Origin of the sequence: Bradyrhizobium sp. AC87j1, from assembly GCF_002936975.1 — a bacterium.
In the GTDB taxonomy this organism is placed as follows: domain Bacteria; phylum Pseudomonadota; class Alphaproteobacteria; order Rhizobiales; family Xanthobacteraceae; genus Bradyrhizobium; species Bradyrhizobium shewense.
In genome coordinates, this window is record NZ_PTFE01000157.1 from 1 (window position 1) to 11,886 (window position 11,886).

General features: G+C 65.1%; 11 protein-coding genes. 6 read left to right on the top strand and 5 right to left on the bottom strand.

Translation table 11 applies throughout. The features are described from left to right. The 3 genes from CV770_RS38860 to CV770_RS38870 all read right to left on the bottom strand — a co-directional run. On the bottom strand, window positions 1-1,578 hold a 1,578-nt coding region (locus CV770_RS38860), incomplete at its 3' end, for a TRAP transporter permease (protein WP_201760231.1). A gap of 159 nt (window positions 1,579-1,737) precedes the next feature. Next, complete coding sequence (locus tag CV770_RS38865) at window positions 1,738-2,685, bottom strand: TAXI family TRAP transporter solute-binding subunit (RefSeq protein WP_104466073.1); 948 nt, start codon at window positions 2,683-2,685, stop codon at window positions 1,738-1,740. 178 nt (window positions 2,686-2,863) lie between these two features. Further along, window positions 2,864-3,343: a hypothetical protein gene (locus tag CV770_RS38870; RefSeq protein WP_038948879.1), complete on the bottom strand. Its 480-nt coding sequence runs from the start codon at window positions 3,341-3,343 to the stop codon at window positions 2,864-2,866. A gap of 195 nt (window positions 3,344-3,538) precedes the next feature. On the opposite strand from CV770_RS38870, the gene CV770_RS38875 reads away from it, so the two are divergent. Continuing rightward, the gene (locus CV770_RS38875) at window positions 3,539-3,856 is read left to right on the top strand and encodes a hypothetical protein (protein ID WP_091956024.1); all 318 of its coding nucleotides are present in this window, start codon (window positions 3,539-3,541) and stop codon (window positions 3,854-3,856) included. A gap of 142 nt (window positions 3,857-3,998) precedes the next feature. On the opposite strand, the gene CV770_RS38880 is transcribed toward CV770_RS38875, so the two are convergent. Then, window positions 3,999-5,231 (bottom strand): hypothetical protein, encoded by a 1,233-nt coding sequence (locus CV770_RS38880; protein WP_104466074.1) that lies wholly within the window; start codon window positions 5,229-5,231, stop codon window positions 3,999-4,001. 56 nt (window positions 5,232-5,287) lie between these two features. Next, window positions 5,288-5,911 carry an NUDIX hydrolase gene (locus tag CV770_RS38885; protein WP_201760232.1) on the bottom strand — a complete coding sequence of 208 codons (624 nt, stop codon included), beginning with the start codon at window positions 5,909-5,911 and terminating at the stop codon, window positions 5,288-5,290. Window positions 5,912-5,982: 71 nt separating this feature from the next. Here CV770_RS38885 and CV770_RS38890 point away from each other — a divergent pair, with 71 nt between their 5' ends. The 5 genes from CV770_RS38890 to CV770_RS38910 all read left to right on the top strand — a co-directional run bounded on the left by CV770_RS38890 (window position 5,983) and on the right by CV770_RS38910 (window position 11,819). Next, entirely contained in the window at window positions 5,983-6,408 is a 426-nt protein-coding gene (locus CV770_RS38890) for a PaaI family thioesterase (protein ID WP_201760233.1), read from the top strand. Window positions 6,409-6,687: 279 nt separating this feature from the next. Beyond that, window positions 6,688-7,698, top strand: a complete 1,011-nt coding sequence (locus CV770_RS38895) for an aldo/keto reductase (RefSeq protein ID WP_104466077.1) — start codon at window positions 6,688-6,690, stop codon at window positions 7,696-7,698. A gap of 15 nt (window positions 7,699-7,713) precedes the next feature. Then, entirely contained in the window at window positions 7,714-9,027 is a 1,314-nt protein-coding gene (locus CV770_RS38900) for a tetratricopeptide repeat protein (RefSeq protein WP_104466078.1), read from the top strand. A gap of 196 nt (window positions 9,028-9,223) precedes the next feature. Further along, window positions 9,224-9,820 (top strand): hypothetical protein, encoded by a 597-nt coding sequence (locus tag CV770_RS38905; RefSeq protein ID WP_165637220.1) that lies wholly within the window; start codon window positions 9,224-9,226, stop codon window positions 9,818-9,820. Between the two features lie 142 nt (window positions 9,821-9,962). Next, the gene (locus CV770_RS38910; RefSeq protein WP_104466079.1) at window positions 9,963-11,819 is read left to right on the top strand and encodes a sensor histidine kinase; all 1,857 of its coding nucleotides are present in this window, start codon (window positions 9,963-9,965) and stop codon (window positions 11,817-11,819) included. Window positions 11,820-11,886 lie beyond the last annotated feature (67 nt).

Here is an 11,886-nt window from a genome sequence, read left to right on the forward strand (position 1 = left end):
GCCGGTGCCGAGCAGGATCGATAGCAGCATGGTCATGATCAGCGCCAGGAACAGGCTCTTCTCGCCGAGCCCGATCACCCAGCCGCCGAAGATGGTGCCGACGCCGGTCTGCGACATCATGCCGATGATGACGCCGACGATGGCGCAGGCCATGCCGACGGTGATGGCGGATTTGGCGCTCTCGGCCAGCGCGTCCCGGCAGGCACGCAACGCCGCAAAGCCCCCGCGCACGAAGGCGGTGATCACGATCAGCCCCACGACGACGCTGGCGACCGGCACGATCTTGAGGCCGTCACGCGAGAGCGCGGCGACGACGAGCGCAAGGCCGATCCAGAAGATGGTGCGGATCACATTCGAGGAGGCGCCGGTGGTGATGGCGGTGCCGAGGATCAGCGCCACCGTCAGCGCCAGACCCATGCTGCCGGCATAGAGCGGCGTAAATCCCTCGAACAGCATGTAGACGAGGGCGGCGAGCGGCAGCACGAGGTACCAGCGCGTCACCAGCGCCCTCCAGGCGCTCGGGATTTCCGAGCGCTTCATGCCGACGAGGCCGTGCTTGCCGGCTTCCAGATGCACCATCCAGAACGCGGACGCGAAATAGAGGATCGCGGGAATGGCCGCCGCCTTGACTATCTCGGAATATTGCACGCCGAGCGTCTCGGCCATGATGAAGGCGACCGCGCCCATCACCGGCGGCATGATCTGCCCGCCCATCGAGGCCGTGGCTTCGACGCCGGCGGCGAAGGCGCGGCGATAGCCGAACCTGATCATCAAGGGAATCGTGAACTGGCCGACGGTCACGACATTAGCGACGCCCGAGCCGGAGATCGTGCCCATCATGCCCGAGGCGAACACCGCGACTTTCGCAGGTCCCCCGCGGGTGCGGCCGAACAGGCCGAGCGAAACGTCGGTGAACAGCTGGATCATGCCGGCGCGCTCCAGGAACGAACCGAACAGGATAAACAGGAAGATGTAGGTCGCCGACACGTAGATCGGCACGCCGTAGAAGCCTTCGGTGCCGAACGACAGATGCGTGATGATCTGGTCGAAGTCGTAGCCGCGATGGTTGAGCGGCGACGGCAGGTACTGGCCGAAGAACCAGTAGACGAGGCAGGCGCCGCACATCAACGGCAGCGCCGCGCCCATCAGGCGCCGCGTGCCCTCGAAAATCAGCACCGCCAGCACCGTGCCGACCACGAGATCAAGCCGCGTCGGGTCGCCGTCGCGCGCGATCAAATCGGCATAGAAGATCCACTGGTAGAGCCCGCACAGGAAGCCGGCGCCGCCGATCACCCAGCCGAGCGCGCGGCCGGCATTGCTCTTCGCGGTAAAATTGGCGATCAGGCCGAAGGTGAGCAGGACGAGGAAGCCGACATGGACACCGCGCACCACCTGGCTCGGCAGATAGTTGAAGGCGGCGACATAGAGCTGGAAGGTGGCGAAGGCGATGCCGATCCAGTAGGCGAGTTGCCCCCACCAGCCCGGACCGAAACCTTCCGGGAAACCGTGCTCGAAATTGTCGAACTCGACCTTGACCTTCTCGGGCGCGGTCGCCGTGCCCTCTGCCTTTTCCAGCATCTATCTCGTCCTCAGCCCTGTGGCGCTTATATCATCGAGGCATTGCTCACCACACCGTCATGGCCGGGCTTGTCCCGGCCATCCACGTCTTACGGGTGTCTCCAAGAACGTGGATGCCCGGGACAAGCCCGGGCATGACGTTCGCGGAAAGAGCGCGCCTTACTTGATCAGCCCTTTTTCCTTGTAATAGCGGATCGCGCCGGGGTGCAGCGGAACCGGGCTGCCCGTCGCTGCGGTCTCGAGCTTGATCTCCTTGCCGGCCGCGTGCGCGTTCTGCAATTCCGGCAGCGACTCGTAGATCAGCTTGGTCATCTGATAGGCGAGATCGTCGGACACGGCGGAGCTCGTGACGAGATAATTGATCACGGCCGCCGTCGGCACGTCCTTGTCCTGGCCGGTATAGGTGTTGGCCGGAATGATTGCGGAGACGAAGGGCGGGCCGATCTTGTCGACGGTCTCCTTCGGCACCGACACCACCGTGATCGGGCTCGAGGTCGAAAGGTCTTTCAGCGAGGCGACGCCGAGGCCGGCCGATTGCAGCGTCGCTGCAAGCTGGCGGTTCTTCATGAGATCGACGGATTCGGCGAACGGCAGGTATTCGACCTTGCCGAGATCCTTGTAGCTCATGCCGGCGGCGGCCAGGATCGCGCGCGAATTCAGCTCAGTGCCGGACTTCGGCGCACCGACAGAGAGGCTCTTGCCCTTGAGGTCGGCCAGCGTCTTGATGCCGGATTCAGTGGTCGCGACGATCTGGATGTAGTTCGGATAGATCGCGCCGATGGTCCTGAGCTTGTCGAGCTTGGTCTTGAAGCCCGCCTCCTCCTCGCCGTCCCAGGCGGCTTTGAGCGAATCGCCCAGCGTGAACGCCAGCTCGCCGCGGCCCTGCTGCAGCAGGATCAAATTCTCGACCGACGCCTTGGTGGCCTGCACCTGCGTCTTCACGTTCGGAATCTTGTCGCCGTAGATCTTCCCGATCGCGACCCCGAGCGGATAATAGACGCCGGAGGTGCCGCCGGTCAGCACGTTGATGAAGGATTGCGCCTGCGCGCAAGGTGCCGACGCCGCCAGAGCAAGAGCCGCGGCCGCGCCGAAAATGGTCCGTTTCATGGTTGTTGTTCTCCCCAAACCGGCGGCGAAATTGGCCGGATGAGGGATGCGGGTCAACCCATCCAAAAGACAAAACAGGACTGCGGTAAACGGCCGATCCGGCAGGATTTTTCGGGAACCCGAGGTGCGGCGAGGTGGCGCAGCCGTAGTCCGGAGCGCCGCCATCGCGAGCGACGTTTCACTGGAACGTCATGTCCAGGCACTTGGAGATGTCGGAACCGAGGCCGGAGGAGATGATGATGCAGCCGCGCACCTTCTGCGCGCCGACATCGGCCGCCCACACCGAATAGCCGCCGGGGCCGAAGAACGAATTGGTGTTCGGCGGCTCGGTCTCGGTCGCGTCGAAATCATACTTCCCGTCGGTCTCGAAGATGCGCGGCTTCTTGGTGCAGCCACCGTCGGTCTGGACGTTGATGACTTCCTTGTTGTCGCGGGTCAGCGCCAGCGAGACCTGACAGCGGAAATATTCCGAGGTCTTGGTGTTGAAGAGGTAGGTGTAGGACTTGCAGGTCGCCGTGTTCAGCTTGCCCGGGGCAAGGCCGCGGCTGCACGAAATCCGCTGGTTGTGGCTGAGCTGGTAATCATCGGCCCGGGCGGCCGGTGCCAGCGCCGTCAACGACAATGCAGCAGCCCAGCAAAGTTTAATCACATGGCGCATCCGAATCATCCCCACCCATAATTTTGTCGAGTTGCGTTCTAGACGGAAAGCGGAACATAGTCGCGAGGGGACGAAGGGAAAATCACAAACTGCTGGGCAAGACGTGATGCGCTGCGGCGCTTTCGCAAATTGACCCGGATAGGCCGTTCGTGATTTGTTCAAGCCGGGTACCCCAGCGACGGGGGAGGATGGATGATGGCATTTTCAACCAAGACATTTGCACTTGTATCGGCTGCACTCGTAACGGTGCTCGGCGCATTCGCCGCGCCCGCTTTCGCGCAAGCCCCGGCAACGCCATGGGAGCTCAAGCCCGACACCGGCTACGCCTATGACAGGGAGGGCAAAACCTTTTCCTACAAGATGGGCACCAGCAACGCCGGCGAGCTCCTGAAGGGCGCCAAGAAGGTCCCGAAGGGCACGCTGTTCTTCATCGGCCACAACGGCCAGCTCTACATGCGCAGCGGCCCCTATCTGGAAGGCGACGGCAAGTTCAAGTTCGGGCCGGATCAATAGGAGCGGCGGCTCTCGCCACGAACGAAGCTGCCGTAGGGTGGGCAAAGGCGCGTTAGTGCCGTGCCCACCATCTAGCACCTCGTTCTGATCGAAATGGTGGGCACGCTTCGCTTTGCCCACCCTACGGCAGCTCGCCAGTTCCCTAAAACGCGCCCGCCAATTCCCTTGCACCGGGTTTGCTGCTGTTCGCGTCCATCCGATCGTCCGTCACCGCCAGCAGCTTGGCCACCGTGTTGTGGCGAATCGCGACCGGGTTGCGCTCGTAGCCGCCGCGCTGGAAGAAGTTCGAGGTCGGCACCTGCTCGCGCATCGCCTGCGGCATCGTCACCATGTCGAGCCCGGTGCCGTCGCCGGTGAGGTTCATCATCTCGAGCTCGGCCGCCGTCAGCGGACGGCTGTAGCCCTTGGCGCGGGCGAACAGCACCGAGGTCAGGAGCTTGTGGGTCTGCAGCATCGGCCCGACATCGATGTCCAGCACCATGGCATGCATGGCCCAGCCCTGCGCGGTGTTGCCGATCTTCTCGTGCTCCGACCAGGTGTCCGGCACCGACTTCGCATGCGCCACCATTTTCTTCAGCACGACGAGCTTGTGCTCGAGCGACTGGCGCGCCGGTCCTGATGTCCGCGCCACTTTCTCGGAGAGCGCGCGAATGAGTTCGTGCCCCTGCTCGGCGAGCAGCTCGACGCTGTTGGTGGTCAGGAGTTGGTTGTAGCCCATCGCGGTCGAGATCGCGCGCTTACCGCCATGCTCGATTCCCGCCTGCACGTCGTGGCTGCCGGTGCCGCCGGTCTCGAACGAATAGACCCGCACGGCCTGCTCGCGCGTCAGCCCGGAGGCGAGCGCGTAGCGCGCATAGGCGCGCTTGAACTCGATCTCGCTCGCCGGGCGCTGCGGCGTGAACTGGTAGAGCTCCTGCGCCGCGCGCAGGAAATCGGCAACCACCGGGATCGGCTTTTTGGGGGGACGATCCGGCGTTTCCTCCGGGTCGGGATTCACCGGCTTCTTCGGCCCGTTATAGAGCGGCGGATGCTCCAGCACGTAGTCGTCGAGCGTCACCTGCTGCCCGCTGCGCCGCTTGGCGTTGCGGCCTTTCCGCTTCTCGGAGATCTGGCTCCAATAGGCGCCGGCCTCGGCGTCGAACGCCGCGCGCGCCGCCTGATATTCCGCAAGCTTGCGGCGATATTCGAGCACGGCCGGCGAGGCTCCCCCGCCTTGCGCAAAAAACTGCGACAGCAGCTGGGCGTTGGCATCGCGAACGGCGGGCGGCAGCGCGTCGATCTCGCCGCCACGAGCGGCGGGCGCGAGCAATGCGAGCGCGAGTGGAACCAGCGCAAGGCTGTTTCGAGAGAGGCAGTTTCGAATCGAATGATGCATGCTGCCCTCTTAGCAGGCATCCGGTAACCGTCACGTTAACGCGCCGTTTACCATCGTCACTTCCAGGCGAAGACCGGCTGTTCCAGCTCCGCCACGCGGGTGTGCCGGCCCGCCAGCACCTCGCGGAACTGGTAGATCAGCGCCGCCGTCGGCGCGTGGATCAGGCTTTCCTGGTGATGGAAACGGATGACGCGGCGCGCGCTCTCGGGGATCGCGACGAAATCGAAAGCGTCATCGCGCTCGATGGTGTCGAGCGCAATGCGATGGACCGAAGCCACCTCGTCCGGGTTTGGCTTGATCGCGGCACTGTCGGCGGCCCAGACCACGACGGGCGTGATCAGATAGCCGGAGCGGGTTGGATAGTCGTCGAGCGTACCGAGCACTTCCGCGCCGGTGAGGCGGAGGCCGAGCTCCTCGTCGAGCTCACGCAGCGCCGCCTCGACCGGCGTCTCGCCGGCATCGCAGCGGCCGCCCGGCAGCGCCCATTGGCCGCGATGGGCGCGCAGATGTGATGCGCGCAGCGTGAGCAGGAATGCGGTGTCATCGTCCTCGCTCGCGGTCAGCGCAACCGCCACCGCGGCACGCTTCAGCGTCGTCGGTGCTTCACCCGCCGGCAGCCGCATGAAGGCCGCGCAGGCATTCGCAATATTCCGCCGTGTGGCATCGTCGAACGGTCTCATGATGCTTGACTACACCACGTCCGGCCCCGATGAAACGAGATCGCAAGGCTCGCACCGGAATGGACGACGAGATGACCAACAAGGCCGCCGCAAGGCTGAAATCAGACGGCTGGACCATCCTGGAGACCACGGGCTTCATGCACCTGATCGGTCCCCTGTGGGAGCGCAAGGTCGACGGTCATTACGAATTCGCGCTCGCGACCGAGGACAAGCACCACAATCGTCGCGGCATGGTCCAGGGTGGTGTGATGATGACCTTTGCCGACCGCACCTGCGGCATGACCGCCCGCTACGTCTCCGGCAAGGAGTTCATGGCGACGGTGCAGCTCGACACCCATTTCGTCGAGGCCGGCCAGATCGGCGACATCCTGATCTCCCGCCCGCGCGTGGTGCGCTCGACCCGCAGCCTGATCTTCATGAGCACGGAGGTGACCGTGGATGGTCGCTGCATCGTGATGGCGAATGGCGTGTTCAAGATTTTGAAGGGGCCGGGGTAGCTGTTCGGTCAGGTTGCCACTGCCGCAACCACACACTCCGCTGTCGTCCCGGCGCAGGCCGGGACCCATAACCACAGGGAGCAGTTGTGGCACGAAGCTCGTGACTCCGAGTCTTCGCCGAACGCAACCCTGTGGTTATGGGTCCCGGATCTGCGCGCGCTTGGGGCGCGCTTGTCCGGGACGACGAGAGGAAGCGGCATTGCTGGATTGCTTCGCTGCGCTCGCAATGACGACTGTAGCTGGCTATGCTGCGCTCCCAAAGATATCGAGGACCCGCCCATGCAATACCGTCAGCTCGGCCGCACCGGCCTGAAAGTGTCGCCGATTTGTCTGGGCACCATGATGTTCGGCGGGCCGACCGATGAAGCCACGTCAAAGCGGATCATCGACAAGGCGCGCGATGCCGGCATCAACTTCATCGACACCGCGGACGCCTATTCGAAGGGCGCCTCCGAAGAAGTGGTCGGCCGCGCGATCGGCAAAGGCCGCCACGCCTGGGTGCTGGCCACAAAGCTCGCCAATCCCATGGGCGACGATCCCAATCGCGGCGGACTGTCACGGCGCTGGGTGCTGCAGGCCGCCGACGAAAGCCTGACGCGGCTCGGCACCGACCACATCGACATCTACTATCTGCACAAGGAAGACCATTCGACACCGCTGGAAGAGACGGTGCGCGCGATGGGCGATTTGATCCGCGCCGGCAAGGTGCGCTATTTCGGCGTCTCGAACTACCGCGCCTGGCGCGTCGCCGAGATCTGCAACATCTGCGACCGCCTCGGCATCGACCGTCCTGCGGTGAGCCAGCCCTATTACAACGCGATGAACCGCATGCCCGAGGTCGAGCATTTTCCGGCCTGCTCCTATTACGGCCTCGGCATCGTGCCCTACAGCCCGCTGGCGCGCGGCGTCCTCACCGGCAAATACAAGCCCGATGCCGCCCCGGACAAGGAGACGCGCGCCGGCCGCAACGATACCCGCATGATGCAGACCGAATGGCGGCCGGAATCGCTTCAGCTCGCGCAGGAGATCAAGTCGCACGCCGAGAAGAAAGGCATCACCGCCGGCCAGTTCGCCGTCGCCTGGGTGCTCAACTCCGCCTTCGTCTCCTCGATCGTCGCGGGGCCCCGCACCGAGGAGCAGTGGGACGGCTACATCAGCGCGCTCGACTATCGCTTCACTGGGGATGACGAGGCACTGATCGATCGGCTTGTCGTGCCAGGCCATCCCTCGACGCCGGGCTACAACGATCCCGCCTACCCGATCGAAGGCCGCCGCGCGCGGACGGCGTGAAACCGGGAGACGACGATGGCGCATCAAGACCGTTACGGCCTGCCGCTCTCCACCACATCCGATGCGGCCGCTGGCGCCTATCGCGAGGGCGTCGACCTCATGCTCGCGGGCTGGACCGGCATGGCGGAGATGCTGGAGCGCGCGATCGCGGCCGACCCGGACTTTGCGCTTCCCCATATCGCCCGCGCGCGCGTGCACGCCTTCTACCAGCAGGGCGATCTCGCCCGAAGCAAGGCGGCGCTCGCGCGCGAGCTGGTCGCCAAGCGCGGCACGGAGCGCGAGCGCTCGCATGTCGAGACGCTGGCGCTGGCGATCGAGGGCCGGCTGCCGGAGGCGATCGCAGCGACGCTGAGGCATATCGAGAGCTCGCCACGCGATGCAATGGTGCTGTCGCTGCCGCTCGGCGCGTTCGGCCTGTTCGCCTTCTCCGGCATGGCCGACCACGACCGTGCGCGGCATGAGCTGTGCGAGCGGCTTGCGCAGCATTATGGCGAGGACTGGTGGTTCCTGACCATGGCCGGCTGGGCGATGACCGAAAACGGCGACGTCGCGCGCGGCCGCGCCATGACCGAGCGCGGCTTCAATTTGCGCCGTCGGAATGCCCACGCCGCACACGCCGTGCTGCATGCGATGTTCGAGGACGGCTCGATCGAGGCGGCCGACCGCCTCGTCAACGACTGGATGCCGACTTACGACCGCGCCGGAATCCTGCACGGCCATATAAGCTGGCACCAGGCGCTCGGCGCGCTCGAGCATGGCGATGCGACCCGCGCACTGTCGATCTATGCCGACGTGCTCCAGCCGTCGGTCACGCAGGCGCCGCCGCTCAACATCATCACCGACGCCGCCTCGCTGCTGTGGCGCGTGTCGGCTTACGGCCATTCCGTGCCGGAGGCGCTGTGGCTGGAAGCCGACGCCAGCGCGCAAAAACTGTTTCCGAAGTCGAGCCTGTCTTTCGCCGACATCCACATGGCGCTGTTCGCGGCGGCGACGCAGAATCACCCGGCGCTCACCACGCGCCTTGCGGCCATCGAGCAGCGCCTCGCCGAGGGCAAGCTGCCGGCCGGCCCCGTGGTGCCGGCGATCTTCCGCGCGCTGGCGGCCTTTGCAGATGAGAATTACGCGTCATGCGCGCAAACGCTGGCGCCGGTTCTCGGCGAGGTCGTGCGGATCGGCGGCAGCCACGCCCAGCGCGAACTGGTCGAGGACACCTACATCGTCGCCCTCATGCGCGGCGGCGAGCTCGCCCGCGCCCGCGCCCTGCTGGACGCCCGCCTGCACCGCCGGCCCTCACTTCGCGATACGCGCTGGCAGGCGGCGATGGCCTGAGTTCCGCCACGAAAAAAACACCGGCCTGACGGCAAGTGCCTGCGGGACGGTTTGGGCGATTTGGATGAATCGCCGTCGGGGTGGCGCGGTGGTATTTCAGGCGGGACTTGCAGGACAAACGGGATCGCAACCAATTTGCGGTTCGATCGTTATGGTACGGAACCTGACCGTGGTTCCCTGGCACGTGAGCCTTCCGATGCGCCTCTGCCGACCGCTTCAGGCCGCCACGCTAGTCTTCGCCGCGACCCTTGCCGCGGGGGCAAGTCCTTGTTTTGCCGAGACTTCCAGACCGATCCCGGTCAACAATCCGCCGGCGCCGCAGAATGCCTTCATCGACCTGCTGGCGCTGATGTCCGGCCACTGCAAGACCTTCAAGGTCGCCGGGCGCACCTTCGCCTGCAAGACGGTGGCCTACGCCCATGGTGACAAGGGCCGGGTCAATTTCGCGGTCGCTGTCGACGATCCCTCCGACGACAGCCATGTCGTGTCGTTCTCCGGCGAGAACGGCAAGCGCGCCGACGACAATTCCTACGAGCTGCCGATCGACCGCATGCTGCTCAACTCCAAGGACCGCCCCAGGGTCGACGGCCTGCCGGTGCCGGCCGAGCAGACCTCCACCGGCCTCTGCCGCCAGACCGGCAATTTCGCCGCCAGGAGGGTGACCGACGTCACTTGCTCCGCCACCGACAGCGAAGGCCGGCGCTACGAATTGCTTTTCGTCTCCGACGGCACCCCAGTGAGCGTGCGCCGCATCCGGCAATCGGCGCCGTCGATCCAGGATCCGTTCAAGTAGCGGCACTTCGTCTCGCCTGCTGTGTCAGCGGAGCGGCGGCGCATCCTTCCGTTTGAAACTCCAGGTCCGGCTTGTATGCTCTCGCGCGCATCCTCACCGAGGAAGCCCGATTGCAACTGGAGGCGGGGCCGAGAGCCCGACAATGCGTATGATCACCGGGCTCATGCGCATCCTGATCATCTGCCTGCTCGCAAGCCTGTCGCGTGAATGCATCGCGGCCGACGGCAAGCGGCAGCGTTCGATCCTGGTTCTGGAAGAGGCTGATTTTCGCTCGCCCTTCTATTCCGAGATCTTTGCCGGCATCCGCGCCGCCGCGAAGCCGAACGGGACGAGTCACACGGTGACCTACGGCGAGAGCCTCGACCTCGCCCGCTTCCCGGGACCGGACTACGAAGAGAGCCTGGTCGGTCACTTCAAGACCAAATATGCGCAGCAGCCGATCGACGTCATCGTTTCGATCGGGGTCTCATCGGCGAAATTCCTTCAGAAGCGCAAGCAGGGGATCTGGCCGGCAGCGCCGGTCGTCTACGGCTTCGTGCCCGATCTGCCCGAGACCCGCGCGCTGTTCCTGCCCAACACGACGACCGTCTTCGCACGGGTGAGACCGGCGCAGCTGCTGACCGCAGCCCGCGCCGTCGTTCCCGAGCTCAACCGTGTCGTTCTCGTCGGCGAGGCCTGGAAAAATCCGCTGACATACGGACACTGGAAGCAGGACTTCGCGGCGGCAATGCCCGACCTCGAAGTCACCGATCTGTCGGGCGCGGTGCTGCGCGAGGTCCGCGCTCACGTCGCCTCACTGCCCGCGCGCTCCGCGATCTTGACCTCGGCGATGTATTCCGACGGCGAAGGCACCTATTATTCCCCGGCCGCCGCGCTCGCACGCATCGCCGAGAGCGCCAACCGCCCGATCATCATCACGTCCGATACGTTCCTCGGGCGCTCGGGCGTGGGCGGCTTCCTGCTGCTGCCCGAAATGATCGGACGGGAAGCCGGCGAAGTCGCCATGCGGATTCTCGACGGCGAGGCCCCGTCGAGCATCGTCCCCTTCGGCGGGAATAACGTGAAGCCGATCTTCGACTGGCGGGAGCTGAAACGCTGGAACGTGGACGAGGCCCATCTGCCTCCCGGCAGCGAGGTGCGTTTCCGTGAACCGACCTTCTGGGAGAAGTATCACTGGCACGTCACCATCGTCGCCAGCGTCGTTCTGGTGCAGGCGCTGATGATCGCCATTCTGCTTCGCGAGCGCCGCTTGCGCTTCGTGGCCGAGGTCGAGGCACGGCAACGCATGTCGGAGCTCGCCCACATGAATCGCCGCGCCACCGCCGGTGAGATGTCCGCCTCGCTCGCCCACGAGCTGAACCAGCCACTCGCCGCCATCCTGATCAATGCCGAGACGGCCCAGCAGATCTTGCGGAATCCGGCGCCCGACCTCGGCGAGATCAGGCACATATTGGACCACATTCGCCGGGACGATCAGCGTGCCGCCGACGTCATCAGCCGGCTGCGCTCGTTTCTGAAGCGAGACCCGACCGAACGGCGCGAGCTCGATCTTAATGCGATGGTTGGCGAGGTGTTTCGATTCCTTTCCGTGCAGGCCCTGACCCACGACGTCGAACTCATGACCGAACCCTCATCCGCGGATATCCGCGTCAGGGGCGATAAGGTTCAGCTTCAGCAGGCCATCCTGAATCTCGTCGTGAACGGCATCGATGCCGTGGCGCATCTCCCGGACAAGCGGCGCCGCGTCATCGGCCGAACCAGTCTTGCCGACGGTAATGTGGCCCTCGTTTCGGTCGCCGATGCCGGCGACGGGATCCTCGCGGAGAAAGTGACGGAGATCTTCGAGCCGTTCTTCACGACCAAGGCGCAAGGCATGGGCATCGGCCTCTCGATCGCCCATACCATCGTCGAGGCGCATGGCGGGCGCATCTGGGCCGAGAACGTACCGTCAGGGGGGGCCGTCTTTCACGTCAGCCTGCCGCTGGCAGCGCCGCGATAGCTCCTATCGCAGGCGCCAGCGACGCTGGCCAGCCGTCACGCGAACGCCTTTTCCAGCGTCGCGAAGA